This window comes from Egbenema bharatensis FJBBOT/2019 (genome assembly GCF_048077055.1).
In the GTDB taxonomy this organism is placed as follows: domain Bacteria; phylum Cyanobacteriota; class Cyanobacteriia; order Elainellales; family Elainellaceae; genus Egbenema; species Egbenema bharatensis.
Window position 1 is genome coordinate 854,932 of record NZ_CP182236.1, and the last position, 18,217, is coordinate 873,148.

General features: G+C 50.9%; 16 protein-coding genes and 1 pseudogene. 14 read left to right on the plus strand and 3 right to left on the minus strand.

What is annotated here, in order from left to right:
• The first annotated feature begins 114 nt into the window (after positions 1–114).
• Entirely contained in the window at positions 115–339 is a 225-nt protein-coding gene (locus ACM1PF_RS03950; RefSeq protein WP_416672467.1) for a DUF433 domain-containing protein, read from the plus strand.
• Positions 323–648 (plus strand): annotated as a pseudogene (locus ACM1PF_RS03955) (hypothetical protein). Before ACM1PF_RS03950 ends, ACM1PF_RS03955 begins: the two are co-directional and overlap by 17 nt.
• 175 nt (positions 649–823) lie before the next feature.
• On the opposite strand, the gene gyrB reads toward ACM1PF_RS03955, so the two are convergent.
• Complete coding sequence (gene gyrB, locus ACM1PF_RS03960) at positions 824–2,764, minus strand: DNA topoisomerase (ATP-hydrolyzing) subunit B (protein ID WP_416672468.1); 1,941 nt, start codon at positions 2,762–2,764, stop codon at positions 824–826.
• Between the two features lie 159 nt (positions 2,765–2,923).
• Between gyrB and miaA the strand changes: the two genes are divergently transcribed.
• Together miaA and ACM1PF_RS03970 are read left to right on the plus strand one after the other, a co-directional pair.
• Entirely contained in the window at positions 2,924–4,003 is a 1,080-nt protein-coding gene (gene miaA / locus ACM1PF_RS03965) for a tRNA (adenosine(37)-N6)-dimethylallyltransferase MiaA (RefSeq protein ID WP_416672470.1), read from the plus strand.
• Between the two features lie 26 nt (positions 4,004–4,029).
• Positions 4,030–5,238 carry a hypothetical protein gene (locus tag ACM1PF_RS03970; RefSeq protein WP_416672472.1) on the plus strand — a complete coding sequence of 403 codons (1,209 nt, stop codon included), beginning with the start codon at positions 4,030–4,032 and terminating at the stop codon, positions 5,236–5,238.
• Positions 5,239–5,310: 72 nt separating this feature from the next.
• On the opposite strand, the gene ACM1PF_RS03975 is transcribed toward ACM1PF_RS03970, so the two are convergent.
• Positions 5,311–6,438, minus strand: coding sequence for a serine hydrolase domain-containing protein (locus ACM1PF_RS03975; protein WP_416672474.1), 1,128 nt, complete (start codon positions 6,436–6,438; stop codon positions 5,311–5,313).
• Positions 6,439–6,494: 56 nt separating this feature from the next.
• Positions 6,495–7,130 carry a hypothetical protein gene (locus tag ACM1PF_RS03980; RefSeq protein WP_416672476.1) on the minus strand — a complete coding sequence of 212 codons (636 nt, stop codon included), beginning with the start codon at positions 7,128–7,130 and terminating at the stop codon, positions 6,495–6,497.
• A gap of 159 nt (positions 7,131–7,289) precedes the next feature.
• Between ACM1PF_RS03980 and clpS the strand changes: the two genes are divergently transcribed.
• From clpS to ACM1PF_RS04030, 10 genes are all read left to right on the plus strand, one after another.
• Positions 7,290–7,583: an ATP-dependent Clp protease adapter ClpS gene (gene clpS, locus ACM1PF_RS03985; RefSeq protein ID WP_416676553.1), complete on the plus strand. Its 294-nt coding sequence runs from the start codon at positions 7,290–7,292 to the stop codon at positions 7,581–7,583.
• A gap of 64 nt (positions 7,584–7,647) precedes the next feature.
• Complete coding sequence (locus tag ACM1PF_RS03990; protein WP_416672478.1) at positions 7,648–7,941, plus strand: DUF2103 domain-containing protein; 294 nt, start codon at positions 7,648–7,650, stop codon at positions 7,939–7,941.
• 160 nt (positions 7,942–8,101) lie between these two features.
• Positions 8,102–8,488, plus strand: coding sequence for a DUF433 domain-containing protein (locus ACM1PF_RS03995; protein ID WP_416676554.1), 387 nt, complete (start codon positions 8,102–8,104; stop codon positions 8,486–8,488).
• On the plus strand, positions 8,485–8,880 hold the full coding sequence (locus ACM1PF_RS04000) for an ACP S-malonyltransferase (protein WP_416672480.1): 396 nt from the start codon (positions 8,485–8,487) through the stop codon (positions 8,878–8,880). Before ACM1PF_RS03995 ends, ACM1PF_RS04000 begins: the two co-directional genes overlap by 4 nt.
• 139 nt (positions 8,881–9,019) lie before the next feature.
• Complete coding sequence (gene pheT, locus ACM1PF_RS04005) at positions 9,020–11,524, plus strand: phenylalanine--tRNA ligase subunit beta (RefSeq protein ID WP_416672481.1); 2,505 nt, start codon at positions 9,020–9,022, stop codon at positions 11,522–11,524.
• A gap of 372 nt (positions 11,525–11,896) precedes the next feature.
• A complete protein-coding gene (locus ACM1PF_RS04010; RefSeq protein WP_416672483.1) occupies positions 11,897–12,091 on the plus strand; it encodes a DUF2795 domain-containing protein in 195 nt (64 codons plus the stop codon).
• Positions 12,092–12,362: 271 nt separating this feature from the next.
• On the plus strand, positions 12,363–12,920 hold the full coding sequence (locus tag ACM1PF_RS04015) for a Uma2 family endonuclease (protein WP_416672484.1): 558 nt from the start codon (positions 12,363–12,365) through the stop codon (positions 12,918–12,920).
• A 93-nt stretch (positions 12,921–13,013) separates the two neighbouring features.
• On the plus strand, positions 13,014–15,305 hold the full coding sequence (locus ACM1PF_RS04020) for a hybrid sensor histidine kinase/response regulator (protein WP_416672485.1): 2,292 nt from the start codon (positions 13,014–13,016) through the stop codon (positions 15,303–15,305).
• A 653-nt stretch (positions 15,306–15,958) separates the two neighbouring features.
• A complete protein-coding gene (locus ACM1PF_RS04025) occupies positions 15,959–17,275 on the plus strand; it encodes an ABC transporter substrate-binding protein (protein ID WP_416672487.1) in 1,317 nt (438 codons plus the stop codon).
• Positions 17,276–17,308: 33 nt separating this feature from the next.
• Positions 17,309–18,214, plus strand: coding sequence for a carbohydrate ABC transporter permease (locus ACM1PF_RS04030; protein WP_416672489.1), 906 nt, complete (start codon positions 17,309–17,311; stop codon positions 18,212–18,214).
• Positions 18,215–18,217: the final 3 nt, after the last annotated feature.

An 18,217-nucleotide genomic window follows, 5' to 3' on the forward strand; every position in this document is an offset into this window, starting at 1 on the left:
CTGTTTGTAATGAAGGTTGAAAGCTACACTAGAATTGGCGATCGCTTCTGACAGTCGTTTTGAGCAGAAGTCGTAGGCTAGGATCAAAGAGATTTCTGCGAGTGGATGGCTGATATGACAACCGTAGCGCGTGTTATTCATAGTGACCCTAATATTCTGGGAGGAACTCCTGTTTTCGTTGGAACTCGTGTGTCCATGACAACTTTGCTCGATTATCTCGAAGCGGGTGATCCACTGGATGAATTCTTGGATCACTTTCCGAGTGTTAGGCGTGAACAAGCAGTCGCAGCTCTAGAATTAGCAAAGGAAATGCTAACAGCTTATGCGAATCCTGCTTGATGAATGCGCCCCACGTCCCCTCAAGCGTGAACTGGCTGATTACGAGATACGCACAGTTGTTGAGATGGGATGGTCAGGAAAAAGAATGGTGAGTTGTTGAGACTCATGAGTCAGGAAGGCTTGACGGTTCTACTTACTACAGATCAAAATTTGCAGTATCAGCAGAACTTAGAGCAAGCTGGAGTGGCAATCATTGTTCTTGTAGCACGCAGTAATCGATTACCAGATTTAGTACCTTTGATACCTGATGTTTGTAATGTGTTGAACACAATTGTACCAGGGCAAGTAATCGAAGTCGGACATCCTTAATGATCGTGCAAGCGGCGCAGCACAACAACCCCAATGCACCCAACCCTTGAAAGGGTATCTGCTGAGTTTTCGAGGTTATCTGCGGCGGGTTATTGGAAACGTTATCTCGACAGTCAGCAGATCGGCGGATTTGTCAATGCGAGCAGACGATCGAAGCATCGCTAGAGATTTAAGGTTAAATATCCAGATCCATCAGATTCAGCTTCGGCCCATAGGTTTCAATAAACTCCCGGCGGGGAGCCACTCGATCGCCCATCAACACCGTAAAGATCCGATCGGCTTCGGCTGCATCTTCAATTTCGACTCGTTTCAGGGTTCGCGTTTCCGGGTTCATGGTCGTATCCCAGAGCTGTTGGGGCATCATTTCCCCCAAACCTTTGAATCGCTGGATCTCGTACTTCGCGTTATCCGGGAAACCTGCAATGATCTGATCTCGCTCTCGATCGCTGTAGCAGTAATAATGCTGCCGACCCCGTTCCACCTTATAGAGGGGAGGGCAGGCAATGTAGACGTAGCCCTGATCCACCATCGCGCGCTGATAGCGGTAGAAGAAGGTGAGTAACAGCGTCCGAATGTGAGCCCCATCCACGTCTGCATCCGTCATGATCACAATCCGGTGATAGCGCAACTGAGACGCATCAAACTCTTCGCCCTTGATACCTAACCCCAGGGCTGTAATCAGGGCTTGAATCTCAGTGTTTTTGTAAATCTTGGCATCGTCCGTTTTCTCAATGTTGAGAATTTTACCCCGCAGGGGCAGAATCGCCTGAAACCGTCGATCGCGTCCCTGTTTTGCCGAACCGCCTGCTGAATCCCCTTCCACAATGAAGATTTCCGATTCGGCTGGATCACGAGAACTACAGTCTGCCAGCTTTCCAGGGAGCGTGGAGGATTCCAGAACCGACTTCCGCCGCACCAGTTCCCGCGCTTTCCGGGCGGCCTCTGCGGCCTTAAAGGCTTCGATCGCCTTTTCCAGGATGGCATCGGCAACGCTAGGGCGAAACTCCAGATACTCCGTCAATGCTTCACCCACCAGGGAATCGACAATCCCCCGGACTTCCGTATTGCCCAGTTTCGTCTTCGTTTGTCCTTCAAACTCTGGATCCGGCACCTTGACTGAGATTACCCCAGTCAGACCCTCCCGCACGTTTTCCCCCGCCAGATTTGGCTCATTATCCTTGAGCTTGTTGCGCTTGCGAGCCAGGGCATTCATACTGCGAGTGAGGACAGCCTTCAAGCCTTCTAAGTGGGTGCCGCCATCGATCGTCCGGATGTTATTCGCAAAGCCAAGCAGGTTATCAGAATAGGCATCCACACACCATTGCAGAGCCACTTCCACCTGAACGTTGTTACGCTCCCCCTGCACATAGACAATTTCTTCATGCAGCGGCTGCTTATCGTTGTTCATGTAGGCAATATATTCACGGATACCGCCTTCATAATGATAGGTTTCAACCTTTGGCTCTCCGCTCTTCAGCAGCTCCAGCCGCTCATCGGTGAAAATGATCTCCACCCCAGCATTCAGGTAAGCCAGCTCCCGCAATCGACCTGCCAGGGTAACAAAGTCAAACTCAGTTCCCGTCGTGAAAATATCGGCATCGGGCTTAAAGGCAACGGAGGTTCCCGTGCGCTTCTCCTTGGAAGGCTGGGTCTGCAATTCACCCTGGGGAATTCCCCGTTCGTAGCGTTGGGTATGCACCTGACCATCCCGCCAGACATTAACCTCCACCCACTCCGACAGGGCATTGACCACCGAGATCCCTACGCCATGCAGCCCCCCCGATACCTTATAGCCGCCGCCACCAAACTTACCGCCTGCGTGCAGTACCGTCATCACCGTTTCCAGGGCAGACTTCCCAGTGCGGGGGTGAATATCGGTGGGAATCCCCCGTCCGTCATCTGCAACGTGGACGGAGCCATCGGGTTTCAGCGTGATTTGAATATGGCTACAATAGCCAGCGAGTGCTTCATCAACGGAGTTATCCACAACCTCGTAGACTAGGTGATGAAGTCCGCGCGGCCCGGTACTGCCAATATACATTCCCGGACGCTTCCGAACTGGCTCCAGACCTTCCAGGACTTGAATCTGGTCAGCACCGTAGTTGGTCGTCGTCATTTACGAAGTACTCCTAATATCTGTTTTGAAGCCGTCTCGGACTTCAGAATAACGAAACACATCAAAATTGTAACACAAAAGGGTCTGAGCGGGTTTTAGGGCAAATTGGGAAGAGATTCGTCGAGGGGGTGGATTGAAAAGATGTTAGTGTCCCTTAACATGAATAAATCTTTGGATAACACCACGATCGCAGTGCCATCTATCAATACATATGTACCAAATTCTACTCTTCCTATTCTAATCGTTATTTGCGGTGCCACGGCAACTGGAAAATCAGGGTTGGCCATTCACCTGGCCCAAAAGCTAAACAGCATCATTCTCAGTGCCGACTCTCGCCAAGTTTACCGTGACTTTAATATTGGCACAGCCAAGCCGACCTGGATCGATCAACAGCAAGTTCCCCACTATTTGATTGATATTTGCGATCCAACTCAGACGTTGACCCTGGCAGATTATCAGGCGCAGGCGCAGGGGTTGATTGGGGAGGTGGGGAGGCGGGAGTGGGGAGGCGGAGGTCGGAAGGCGGAAGGCGGAAGGCGGGAGGCGGAAGGCGGAAGGCGGGAGGCGGAAGGCGGAAGGCGGGAGGTGGGAGTGCTGCTGCTGGTTGGTGGGACTGGACTGTACATCAAATCGATCGTCCGGGGGTTGCTTATTCCTAGAGTGGCTCCGCAGCCGGAATTGCGATCGCAGCTCCAGTGCCTGGGACAGCCCTATTGTTATCAGGTGTTGCAGCAGGTGGATCCGATCGCAGCAGCGAAAATTCACCCTAACGATCAGGTGCGAACCTTACGGGCGTTGGAGGTGTTTTATGTGACGGGTCGGCCCATTTCTCAGCAGCAGGGGGAACGTCCTCCTCAATATCCAATTCTTCAAATTGGCTTGGATTGCGAACCGGAGGCTTTGGCGCGGCGGATTGAACAACGGACGGCCCAGATGATCGCGGATGGATTGGTGGAGGAGGTGGAGCAGTTGGAGCAAAAATATGGTGCCGATCTGCCCTTGCTGAAAACGTTGGGCTATCAGGAAATCCAGCAATATCTGTCGGGTCAATGTTCCCTACAGGAGGCGGAGGCGGCGATCGTTTTGCATACGCGCCAGTTTGCCAAACAGCAGCGCACCTGGTTTCGGGCTGATCCAACGATCGAATGGTTTGATGCGATGGCTCCAGATCTGGTTGAACAAGTCTGGAAGCAGGTTCAAGCCTGGATCAATCGCTATACTCAGAACAACCCCGCTTAAAAGTTTAATCAGCCTTCAACCGCACTATGGAACTGATTTGGTGGATTCAGACCCTCTTGCCGCCGTCTTTGATTGTTGGCGTTTTTCCGCTGATTATCATCGGCTGCTGGCTGCTGGCATTTGGGGAGTGGCTTTATCCCAGGTGGCGATCGGCTGGGTTAACCTATGCACTTTCGCTCTTAACGGTTCCTTTCAGTCATCGGGTGGCAAATCTAGATTTACCGGAATCGGCAATCATTGGTGGGATTGTGGTTCCAGCGATTTGCGGTTTGTTGCTGGTGGTGAGTGGCAGCCTGAGAACGCTCAATTCTCCCAGCCACTTTGCCGGATCACGACGATCGGTTCGGTTCCATGCCTATTCAACAACTTGGTTGGGGCGAGGGCTACTGGGGATCGGTATCGGCGGAGTGTTGGGGCTATCGTTAGGACTATTGTTCAGCTTGCTTGTGCTGGCTTTACTGTCATTGCTGAATGTGTTGGCCATTTATCCAACTGCTGATGGCGCAAATGATTCATTAATCACAGCGGTTCTGGACGGTGGCATCTATACCTTTGGTATTTTAGGGGTCGTTTTGGGAGGATGCATTGGCCTCGATTGGCTCAACTTGCCGCAGATTCATCAGCGTCTTTTAATTAGTGCGGTGATTTGTAGTGCGTTAATGATGAGAACGGCGCGGCGGCTATTCCAGATTCCATATTTAGCTGATTCAATGCGCTTACAGGTGATTGAGCGTCCCCACACGCTGACCCTGCGCTGCCGGGTTTATCGATCGTCGGATTGGGTGTGGATGGGTTTCAACAGTTTGTATGATGCTTTAACAATCTGTATTATAGTTGTCGCCCTATTGCGGGGAACCTGGGCAATGTTGAGCTTAGGCCTTGGACTGATCACGGTAATTGCCCTGATCTGGACCTGGCACAGCCTGACCCGCCTATTCAATCACACAACGATTATTCTGGAACCAACGGCTCTCCATCGCTGGGATGAACCCCTCTTCTCCTTTAAACTACCTGTACGACTTGCAGTGCAGGAGATTATGGCAGTGACTGCCAGTACCGCTTCCCAGCGATCGAAGTTAAAATCGCCATTTGCATCGACTGAGTATCAAATTTGTGCCATATTAGTGAATGGCAAACGGATTCCTCTAATTCAACGTATAGATCGATGGGAAGAGGCTCTTTGGGTGGAAGAAGCGATCGAACAATTTCTTGCCAGTTCTGTAATTCGAGAGTAAGAGCTACAGAGTATGCGGAAGGATAACCTACCCGGTAGGGGGCGCAATGCTGTACGCTCTTACAGCAGTTCTCTACAGCGGATTTGCCATACTCTGCAACAACGCTAACCCCATCCAGTCCAGGGAATCATCTTCCATCAGCCAGTCACTGTAATTGGAGAGGAGAATGACTCCCGTTTGATGTTCCAGATCAATGCCCATAAAGCTGGCGTAGCCACCCGTACCGCCATTGTGCCAATACACCGTTAACGCATCTGGGAACGACGAAATTTGCCACGCTAAACCGATCTCATCTTCACCATTATCCCACTGCGGCTCCTGGGAACGAGCGATCGCCTGGGAGACGGGAGTATCCCTTTCAGTCAGGCTAGCCTGGATGAAGCGTAGCATATCGTTGGCAGTGGAGTGAAAGGCTCCAGCCGGAGCAAGCACATCAAAGTCCCAGCTGGAAGTGATCTCGCCGTTCGGGAGATGACCGGGAAGTCGGCGTTGCTGCTGTTCTGGGGAAAGGGCGATCGTCGTATCAGACATTTCCAGGGGAGAGAGTAGCAAATCCTGCACTAAAGTTTCATAAGGTTGATTCGTTCTCCGTTCTAGCAGATGGCCTAATAGCCCCATGCCCAAATTCGAGTAGGCAACGACCCTGCCGGGTAGATGGATCAGAGTCATATGCTCAAGGGCTAAATACAGGTCCCTGGCGGTATAGTCCCGATAAGGATTGGCTTCATCCGTCGCTTCGGTGAACAAGTTATCCGGCAAGACAGGTAAACCAGAGGTGTGCGTTGCCAGCTGGCGCAGGGTAATGGCTGCCACGTCTGGTGCGAGCTGGAGGGTTGGGGGAAGATAGTCGGCGATCGGATCATCCAGCGTCACCTGTCCCTGTTGCTCCAGAGCGGCCAGCGTAATTCCAGTAAACACCTTAGTAATGGAACCAATTTCGTATACAGAATTCCCATCAGGTGGAACATTTTGCTCTTGACCCTGACCAAAACCGTGAACTCGTATTTGACCATCCTGATACAGTCCCACGATCAGTCCAACCCTTTCCCGTTGCATCACATAATCCGCTGCCAGTTGCTCGATCTGGGTTGCCATATCCAATCTCTCAACGCTCGGTTGAGACTGAATTCGGGAAGGGTGGAGCAGCAGTGCGATCGTAATGCTGATTATCCACAAGCCAAGGTACAAGAGTCGTCGCATGATTGACCTTTCAGGAAGACGGCAGGGCAGGTTAACTGAATTGAGTTCGGAAGAACTTAGATCTCAATCTGGCTGGTTAGGATTGCACTCAACCACCTGGGATAGCTAAAGGATTGCTCGATCGGCAAAGACAGAAAATTTAACCGAGCCAGCGCGTATTGCACCACCCGATCGAACACTTCTGTCCGGCGATCGCATTCACCAAAGGCTTCAAACCCCAGACTAAACCAGGTTTGATTCTGAATCTCCAGGGTGGCCACTTCCAGGGTGCAACCAGATGCAATTCCCGCCGGATCAATCACCTCCGTGACTTTCCCAGACAGCATTTGATAGGTCTTCTGCCGCCGCGTTTTTTGAACCGCCATCCACTCCTCCATCGCCTCCTCCAGAAATGCCTGAACCTCTACCTCGCTGCTAAAGCTCCATTTCACCCAGTCCTCAACCCGACCCGCCACCTGGTCTGAGAGTTGGCAGAATCCGCGATCGCCCACCCGTTTTTTAATTTCAACTTTGCCTTCCCGCAGCTTAATCCCCAGATCATCCTGTTGCGTCAACCGCAGATACCAATCCTGCCGCGCCTCGACCGTTGGAACGATCGCCCCTGGCTGAGGCCCTTGCTGAAAATACTGTTCGAGTCCCTCTGGAATCGGCTCCCTCAGAAACCATCGAACTTCTAAGGTCGGATATACCATGTCTAACTCATTTCACTCATCTAGATCGTTTTACCCTTCTAGATCGATCGTTTCGCTTCTCGTTACACTGATGAGATAAAGTGTTCTCAATGTAGTTTTGTTAAGAAATGTTTGGTCATGCTGTCTATATCATCGACATCCATCCCCACTCCCCAGGCCATGACCGCATCTCCTACGGTGGCTCCGGGAAAATCCAGCCAAACCATCAGTAAAACCTACCCAAATTATAAAGTGATCGTCCTGAACGACGATTTCAACACCTTTCAGCACGTGGCCGAATGCCTGATGAAATACATTCCTGGAATGACCAGCGATCGGGCATGGGAGTTGACCAATCAAGTGCACTACGAAGGGCAGGCAACGGTATGGGTCGGGCCGCAGGAACCCGCAGAACTCTATCATCAACAACTCAGCCGCGCCGGATTGACGATGGCTCCCCTGGAAAAAGCCTAGTTGACACCCACTCCGATCGGGGCACAATAGGGGTGGCACTCCCCTTTTTTATTTCTTAACAATTATGAGCGGCTCCTCCAAAGGCAGAGTAGTTTGGAATCATTCGACCCATCTCCCTGGACTCATTCCCATCCTGGAGCAACTCACTCGGATAGACGGGATTCAAACCATCACTCCGGCAGTCATTGGTCGAGCGCGATCGAATGCCCCTAAGATGCAGATTAAGGTCTCTGTGCCAGTGCGAGGCGGATTTAAGCTGATTGCGCGCAAGGGCAAAACCTTTCAGGAGGTGTTCGTGATTACAAGTTTGAGCCAGGAGGAACTGACTGACGCGATCCACCAAACCTTAAAATCCTAGCCAGTGGAAATGTTTGCCGGATTAAGGATTGCCTCACTCCATCGCATTGTTGTTGCGGAATAATAATCTAGAAACAACTCGCCTCAAGCATCTCTCAACCTTGAAACATAATTTAGAACGTAATAATAGAATTGGCTTTGATGAAAAGATTGATATTGATATGGCTTCTGCATCCAATAGGCTAGCTGCGATCGTTCGTACTGAGCGAGGATTAACCATTTCAGGGACTCGCATCACTCTCTACGATGTGATGGATTATGTAGTGGCCCAATATCCCCCTAAGTTTATTCGCGGTTTGCTGAACCTTACTGATGGGCAAATCACCGCAGCCTTGGACTACATTGAGGCAAACCATGATGAAGTTGAGGCTGAATATCAGACTGTGCTGAGAGAAACTGAACAACTTCGGCAGTACTATGAAGACCGAAATCGGGATCTGATTGCTCGCATCGCGGCAAAACCACCCAAACCAGGGATGGAAGCTGTCTGGGAAAAGCTTCAAGCGCAGAAGGCAAAACATCAAGCACAGCTTGAGTCTCATAAATGATTTTTCTGGTCGATCACAATCTAGAAGGGCATGCTCTACTGTTAGCAGGTAACATTGCTCGTTTCGGCTGGCTAGACTTACTACCCATTCGATTTGTGACCTTTGAAGATGTCGAACTATCGATCGCTAGCAACGACCGATCGGTTTGGCGGTTTGCGCAGGCAAATCAGATGATTCTACTCACAGCCAACCGTAGTATGAAGGGCGAAGATTCTTTGGAGCAAGTTATTCGGGAAGAAAATACAGCGACTTCACTCCCAGTTATCACGATCGGCGATGCTGATCGCATTTTGACCGATACTGGCTATCGTGATCGCTGCGCTGATCGGCTGATTGAAATTGCTTTTGACATTGAAGACTACAAAGGTTCCAGAAGGCTTTTTATTCCTTAAACTTTTCTCCAATAGGAACTTAAGGTTAGTTATCTGCACAGGAGTTTAAACCCAGCTTCCCGACAGCGATACAATGGTGAAGTTGCAAATTGTTTCAACTCCGATCGTTTATTAACCTGAAAGGACAGACAGGCGGGCAATGCGGATCTCTTTGAACTGGCTCAAGGAACTTGTCGATATCACCATGACCCCCGAAGCGTTAGCCGATATGCTGACGATGGCAGGGTTTGAGGTCGAAGAGATTGAAGACCGTCGGGCATGGGCAGATGGCGTGGTAATTGGCAAAGTGCTGAAGCGGGAACCCCATCCCAATGCCGATAAGTTAAGCGTGTGTACGGTGGATATTGGGGCAAAGCAACCCTCCACGATCGTCTGTGGTGCGGCCAATGTCCGAGCCGATATTTACGTTCCCGTGGCAACCCTGGGAACCTACCTGCCCAAAATTGACCTGAAGATTAAAGCCCGAAAGCTGCGAGATGTTCCTTCTGAAGGGATGATTTGCTCCCTGGCAGAAGTGGGCTTAACCAAAGAATCGGAAGGGATTCACATTTTTCCCCAGGCAGATCTACCCGTCGGCAGTGATGCCCGTCCCTATTTAGGCTTGGATGACGTGGTGCTGGATCTAACCTCCACGGCGAACCGTGCCGATGCCCTCAGTATGGTCGGGATTGCGCGAGAAGTGGCTGCCCTAACCGGAGCCAAGCTGAAACTGCCAGAAATTCCAGAGATTCCAGTGAAGACGGGTGGCAAAGACCTGACGCTGAAAATTTCTGAGCCGCAAGCCTGCCCGATTTACATCGGCACCCTGATTGCAGGCGTAAAAATTGGCCCTTCTCCAGACTGGCTGCAACGTCGGCTTCAGGCAGCAGGAACTCGCCCGATTAACAACGTAGTAGACATTACCAACTACGTGCTGCTGGAATGGGGGCAACCGCTCCATGCCTTCGACCGCGATCGGCTTCAGTCAGTGGCAGGGGGCAAGAACCTGGCGATCGGGGTGCGATTTGCGCAATCGGGAGAAACCTTCACCACCCTGGACAGTCAGAACCGCAAGCTAACGGAACAGACCTTATTAATTACGGCAGGCGATCGGCCCGTGGCACTGGCTGGTGTGATGGGGGGTGAAAATACGGAAGTCCATGACGGGACGCAAAACCTGATGCTGGAGGCAGCCATCTTTGATACGGTGGCAACCCGGCGATCGGCCCGTTCCCAGGGATTGCGTACCGAATCTTCCACGCGCTATGAGCGGGGAGTCAACCAGGCGGAGTTAGAAGTGGCCTGTCGCCGGGCAATTCAACTGATCACCGAACTGGCAGGCGGAACCGTTGGCACGCAGGTCACGGCAGATAGCCGTCCAGGAAAAACGATCATCAGCCGGGCGATCGAGTTGCGGATGGAGCGGATTAATCAGGTTTTGGGGCCCGTGTTCCTGAATCCAGAAGCGGTAAACAGTGACACCCTCTCTGACGAGGACATCGGTGAGTTGCGACCAGAGGATATCGATCGGATCCTAACTGCTCTGGGCTGTGAGATGCTCCCGTCTGAACAGGAAGGCGTTTGGACGGTGACGGTTCCCCCCTATCGCTACCGGGATCTGGAGCGGGAGATTGACCTGATTGAAGAGGTGGCACGGCTCTACGGCTATAACAACTTCTGTGATACGCTACCCAGCAAAACCGAAGCGGGCTACCTGCCAGACGAATATCAGGCTCTCCGCCAGATTCATGCGGCTTTCCGGGCCGTGGGACTGACGGAGGTGATTCACTACTCTCTGGTCAAACCCGATCACGAAACCCAGATCGCCCTATCTAATCCACTTTTAGCCGAATATTCTGCCCTCCGGACTGAAATGCTGTCTGCCCTGATTGATGCCTTCCAGTACAACCTGGAACAGGGCAATGGGGCGTTGAATGCCTTTGAAGTGGGGCGGGTTTTCTGGCGGGAAGAAAATGGCTTCTATGAAACCGATCGCCTGTCTGGAGTGATCGGGGGTGATCCGTCCCAGGGTCGCTGGGTACAGCGGGGGCAGGAACGACCGCTGGAGTGGTTTGAAGCGAAAGGGATTCTGGAAAGCGTGTTTCAGCAACTGGGACTAACGGTGGAATACCAGCCCGATCGCCGCAATCCGATTCTGCATCCCGGACGAACCGCTTCCCTGTGGGTAACTGGCGATCGATTAGGCACCTTTGGGCAACTGCATCCGCAAACCCGACAAGAGCGCGGTCTACCGGATGCGGTTTACGTGTTTGAGCTGGATCTGGAGGTGATGCTGAATCATCTGGTACAGGAAGATCATCAAGCCCTCATCTTCCAGCCCTACTCTACATTCCCCGCTTCCGATCGAGATATTGCCTTCATTGTTTCCAATCAGTTCTCAGTAGCAGAAATTGCCCGATCGATGCGTCAGGCGGGCGGCAAGCTCCTGGAATCTCTGGAGTTGTTTGATGATTACCGGGGAACAATTCCAGTTCCGGGAACCGAAACGAAGCGAGATCTGGTGGCTGAAAAGAAACGCAGCCTCGCATTTCGGTTAGTTTACCGAGCCGACGATCGAACTCTGACGGAGGAAGATGTGGAACCGGCCCATCAAAAGGTACGGACTGCCCTGGAGGAGAAGTTTCAGGCAGAGTTGAGGAGTTAGGCATGCAAATACAACCTGAAATTCTTGTGGGGTGGGTATCTTGCCTGCCCAGTCAGGACTGAGGACTGAGGACTGAGGACTGAGGACTGAGGACTGAGGACTGAGGACTGAGAATTACCTTAAAACTCTTGTGGGGTGGGTATCTTGCCTGCCCAGTCCGCAAAGTAAAGCATTGTAAAGGTTATTTAAGCCACGAAATAGCGAACTAAAATTCAGTGATTTAGAACTAGCTAAAAATACATTAATCCTTAATAAACACCTCTGTAATGGGGCTGAGATTGACCGATCGAAGACACACCTACAGAACGAGGTGAAGATAAATAGAGGAATCTACGATTCTCTTAGAACATCAACCAACTCTAGGAAAATGACATGGCTAAGATAAATCCGATCGAACTACAAAAATACCTCAAAGGCGTTGATTATCCTGCCAGCAAACAAGACTTGATTCAAACTGCTGAAAAGCATGGTGCAACTGATAATATTCGTTCCGCGTTGGAGCAGCTTCCCGATGAACAATTTGAGAAACCAACGGATGTGAATGCAGCGATCGGTGACATGAACTAGCAACCGCTTGTAATCGTAGGGGTGGGCATTGCCCACCGCGAACTCACCCACCGCAAACCAAAAATTCCTAATGATACAGCGTTCTCTCTCTAGCCTCGATCGCTAAAATAATATTGATTAATTGCCGTAGCGCAGGCATCTTGCCTGCCAATCAAATATTTGTCATGTCAATACAAAATTGGCATACACCCAGCCTCTGTGGGTCGTTTTTTAATATCGTATATTTAAGTCGTATCGTTAAATCGCCATACAGCAAGCTCCAGAATCAGCCATGACTCCCAACGTCACGATCGCCAAATGGACTTTAGAACAATATCATCGGATGATTGCGGCTGGCATTCTCACTGATCAGCGAGTAGAGCTACTGAATGGAGAAATTATCGAGATGTCGCCAGAGGGAGAGTCTCATGCCTTTTACACCAGTACCATCGGAGATTATCTCCGATCACGGCTAGGCAACCGCGCTCAAATCCGAGAGAGTCATCCGATTACGATTCCAGCAACGCAGTCCGAACCCAAACCTGACCTTGCGATCGTCCAACCCCTTGGTAGAGAATACTTGCAGCATCATCCCTATCCAGAAAACATCTTTTGGCTGATCGAGTTTTCCCATACCAGCCTGAGAAAAGATTTAGATCCGAAAGCGAAAGCCTACGCAACCGCCGGAATTCCTGAGTATTGGGTGGTAAATTTGCAAGTCATGGAACTGATCGTGATGCGCGAGGTAGCAAACGGTGAGTATCAATCCCAGACACCCTTAACCGATGGGATCATCCACCCGATCGCCTTTCCCGATGTCGCTATTTCAGTGCAGCAACTGCTGGATTAAAAAACAAAAACTGTAGTTTGCTTTGATGAAAGTGGAGATTGCAACCCAAAGGATGATATGGTTTGGAAATCTGCGAAGGCGGATGGGTAAGTCATGCAAATCCTTGAATCCCTGCCGTTCAGCCAACCCCTCACTCCAAACCAGATTCGCCAGCTCCACCAACTGCTGCGACAAATGGCTAATGAGATAGGGGCATCGGTATTGACGGAAGCATCTTTGCCAACTCCGCCAGGTTCCATGCTGGAGGTGGTTCAGTTTATGCTAATCGCATCCAGCGAGTTCAGTGTATTGCTAGCAAACTGGTCAGAATCGCCTGCCCTGGAAACCTGCCAAACTGTACTGACCTTTGAACCCGCAACGATCGCCACCTTTTTGAACCAATTAGGGGAATTTTACCCAGCACATCCAGAGTTCTGCCAGACGATCGCCGATCTTCAAGCCTTACCCCAAATCAATAATGCCCAGCGGCAAAGCGAGTTTACGCTGAAGCTGATCGCCATTCTGACTACACCGCCAGAAGCCCACTCCATTTCGATGTCGGCTGCAAGAGTCAAATACTCTGAGCAACTGCTGCGCCAGCAGGTCGAACAGGAACGGTTGCTGAATCAGGTGACAACGCAAATTCGCCAGAGTTTGGAGCTACCTGTGATTCTCCAAACGGCGGTAGAGCAGGTGCGGCAATGTTTGCAGGTCGATCGCCTCGTCATTTATCGTCTGGATTTAAGCGACTCAGACATGCCGACTGTCTTACAGCCCAATAGTTTCCTATCCCATGCAGCCTGGGAGAACCTGGAGGGCAATGGTTCGGTGATTTATGAGTCGAGGGTAGCAGACTCCATTCCTTCAGTTTTAAATTTTTCTGAAGCTCACTGCTTTGTCAGTACCCCCAACCCTGAAAGTTTATCGGAGCAAGATCTGGCGATTGCGGTGGAAGACGTGGAAATTCGGTATGCTGAGGCTCCCTGTTTACTGGATTTTTTGCAGCAAGCGCAGGTACGGGCCAAGCTAGTCGCTCCGATTTCAATCGGTCGGCAATTGTGGGGATTGTTGATTGCCCACCAGTGTTTTGAACCACGAGATTGGCAGTTTCACGAACGTCGCTTTTTACAAAAAATTGCCGAACATTTAGCCATCGCCATCAGCCAGGCCCAACTGTATACCCAGCTTCAGCAGCAAAAGCGAACGTTAGAGCAGCGGGTCATTGAACGGACGCAAGAACTCCACGATGTGATGCAGGCAGCTCAAGCGGCAAACCGAGCCAAGAGCGAATTTTTGGCGGTCGTCAGCCACGAACTGCGCACCCCTTTGACCTGCATCATTGGCATGTCTGCCACCCTCCAGCGCTGGGCCAGCGACAGCCTCACCGATCGCCAGCGCAATTTTTTGCAAACCATTCAGGACAGCGGCGAATATTTACTGACCTTAATCAATGACATTTTGGATCTCTCCCAGGTAGAGGCAGGCAAGATGCTGCTGGATCTCAGCGAATTTTCCCTGTCTCGATTGGCGCAACAAACCCTGAAAGCCTTTGAAGGTCAGGCAACGTTGAGTGAGGTGAATTTAGAGTTAGACCTGCGGCTATCTCCCCAACACGATCGCTTTATTGCCGATCCGCGTCGTCTCCAGCAAATTTTGTTTAACTTGCTTGATAATGCCATTAAATTTACTCCCCAGGGGGGGAAGGTGATGCTGCGGGTACTGGCAGAAGAAAGTTTAGCCGTATTTCAGGTCAAGGATCAGGGCATTGGAATTCCAGAGGAACAACTGCCGCTACTCTTCCAAAAATTTCGGCAGCTCAATTCCGGCTATCACCGTCAGTATCGGGGAACGGGGTTGGGATTGGCGTTGACCAAGCAGCTCGTAGAATTGCATGGCGGTTGGATCGATGTGGAATCCACAGAAGGGGTTGGCTCCATCTTCACGGTGCGTCTGCCCATGCCGCAGGATGCACTGCCCCAATCTATTCTCAAGACGAGAAATGTCACAGTGTCTAATTCTGCCAAAGGACGGATTGTTTTGATTGAACATCAAGAGGAAAATGCAGATCTGATCTGTGATGTGTTGACGGCAGCGGGTTATCAAATCGTTTGGATGCTAGAAGGATCGGCAGCGGTAAATCAGATTGAGATTCTACAACCGATCGCCGTGATCGCTAATACGCAACTACCCGATATTGACAGTGTGCACCTCATTCATTGCCTGCGCAAAAACCCAGCGACCAAACACTTAAAAATCATCACGATCGTTCCTTCCTCGACCGTCGGTGCTGAGATTTCTCTTCAGCAATCCGATGGAGCGGATGACTATTTGGTGCAGCCCATTCGCCCTGATTTTCTATTGCAGAAAGTGATGGCATTAACTGAACAAACGGATATCTCTACGTGAAGATTATCGGGCTTTTAGTTCGAGCGAGCCAGTGAGTGATTGCAGGCGATCGGACTAAGAAATTTAGCTGATTGCCTTCTATTTTTCAATAGCTTGAATTTTTCTTTCAATCTTCTGAGATTAACAAACAAACGCATCTGGTTAATCCAATTTGATTGGCTTTCAAGTTTTTCAAAATCTAAACTTTCTTGAATTTATCCGTCATCTTCCTCATACTTTGGCGTAAGCTGTAAAGATAGAAACATCCTAAACGCAAAGCTTGTCGAGGTTTATAAACCTTAGATTTTGTGATGAAGGGACTCATGCTGTTTTAGATTTGGTCTGGTCTAGATACAGCTCAGATCCAATCTCGGATGCAGTTAAAGACAGTTCAAAGACAGTCAAATGCAGCTAAATACAGTCAAAATACAGTCAAAGATCACATTCATCTTTGTAGCCCTCTATCAACATTGGTTGAACGATAGCAGCGATCGGATATAGCGATTAGAGACCGCAAAAATTGGAAAAGATTGAAAAAAGTTTGAAAAAATAGGTTCCAAAATGCATTCTAGCCTTCTGGTTTTAGTCATTAAAACCGCTATCTTTTTTCAATTAACTTAACTCCTTTATGATGTTCACACTGATACTACCCACACTGGGATTGCTTATATCTCATGAATAGTAGTCAACCTATCTATCAACTCAAACAATTTCTGGCAAAATGGCTGTCGTACCGCAGAAATTTAGTCGGGATGGCGATTACGATAGCGCTCGGCATTCTTTTCAGTGCCAAAATTGCTTTGACTCAGCAGCCTGTTCAACTGAACGTGATGATGTCTGCCCTGGATGCAGCTCAAGCCCAGTCAGTCGTGCAGCGATTTGAAGAACAAAACCCCAACATCCAGGTCAACCTGATCGAAGGGCCCAACGCCACAAACCTGGTTGAGGATTTGTATACCTCATCCTTTTTGCTGGGCGACTCTCCCTACGACCTGATTGCAATGGATGTCGTCTGGTTGCCCAAGTTTGCCGCCGCGAACTGGTTAATTGATTTAACCGATCGCATTCCTGAAGAGGAACTGGCGGATTTCCTGCCTGCCGACCTGGAGGGCGGACGCTATGAAGGACGGCTCTACCGCTTACCCTACCGGACGGATGCCGGAATGCTCTACTACCGGACAGATCTCCTGGAGGCAGCGGGGTTAGAACCGCCAGAAACGTTTGAAGACCTTTTAACCGCCTCTCGCACGGTTCAGGAAGCGGGGGGAGCAACCTGGGGTTATGTTTGGCAGGGGCGGCAGTATGAAGGACTGGCCGCCATGTTTGTGGAGGTGCTGGCCGGGGCAGGCGGTTTTTGGATTAACCCAGACACTCTGGAAGTTGGCTTAGACCAACCAGAGGCGATCGAAGCGATCAACTTCCTCCGCAGCACCATTGGGGAAGGAGTTTCCCCTCCAGGGGTGACGACCTATCAAGAAGAAGAAGCTCGCCGGTTGTTCCAGGGTGGTAATTCCGTGTTCATGCGGAACTGGCCCTATGCCTTCCCCCTGGGGAACAGCGAAGACTCCCCCATTCAAGGGCTATTTGATATCAGACCGATGGTTCACGCCCCAGGGCAAACCAGTGCAGGGGCGATCGGCGGTTGGGGGTTAGGGATTTCCAACACCACGGCTCACCCGGATGAAGCCCTGGAGGTGGTGCGGTTCTTTGCCAGTGAAGAGGCGCAGAAGTTGATGGCGCTGGAAAATGGTTATCTTCCGACCCGCGAATCCCTTTACAGTGATCCAGATATTCTGGCCCAGTATCCCTACTATTCCGGTCTGCTCGAAGTGGTGCAAAACGGAGTCCTGCGGCCGCCGGTCGCTCAGTACGCTCAAGCCTCCGACATCCTCCAGCGATACCTCAGTGCCGCCCTCACCGGACGCACCAGCCCTGAAAACGCGATGCAAGCCGCCGCCAACGAAACCCGCACCTTGCTGGGCAGAGGCTAAGACCATACGAAAGCAAAGGATGAACGAACCAAAATGACTACAACGATTCGTGATCGAGAACGACGGACGGGTTGGCTGCTCATCATCCCTGCAATGCTCGTCTTAGCATTTGTCTATGCCTACCCCATCCTGCGATCGTTCTGGCTCAGTTTATTTACAGAAAACCTGGGAACCCAACTCCAGCCAGTCTTTACCGGGCTGAGTAACTATGGGCGGATGATTCAAGACGGTCGCTTCTGGCAGACGATCGCCAACACGATGGTTTTTACCATTTCCACCCTGGTGCTGGAGTTAATCCTGGGGATGGGGATTGCCCTGGTCTTAAATCAAGCCTTTCGCGGTCGAGGTGCGGTACGGACAATTTCCATTCTGCCCTGGGCCCTGCCAACTGCCCTGATTGCCACCACCTGGGCCTGGATTTTTAACGATCAGTTTGGGGTGGTGAATGACATTCTGCTCCGCCTCGGCATTATCCAGACCGGAATTAACTGGCTGGGAAATCCAACCCCCGCCATGATTTCAGTCATTATTGCTGATGTTTGGAAAACCACCTCCTTTGTGGCCATTCTGCTGCTGGCAGGCCTACAGTCAATTTCCAATGACCTGTACGAAGCCCACGCCCTGGAAGGAGCCACCCCCTGGCAAAGTTTCCGCCAGATTACCCTGCCCCTGTTAATGCCGCAGATTTTGATTGCGTCCCTGTTCCGGTTTGCCCAGGCCTTCGGCATCTTCGACTTGATCCAGGTGATGACCGGGGGTGAGCCTGGTGGCGCGACGGAGACAGTTTCGATTTACATCTACGCGACGGTGATGCGGTATCTGGACTTTGGCTATGGGGCTGCCCTGGTGGTCGTAACCTTTGTATTGCTGATTGCCGTCGTTGCCCTGGCCGCCTTCTTCCTGTCCAAACTTCGTTCTGCTACTGTTGGAGATCTGTAAGCC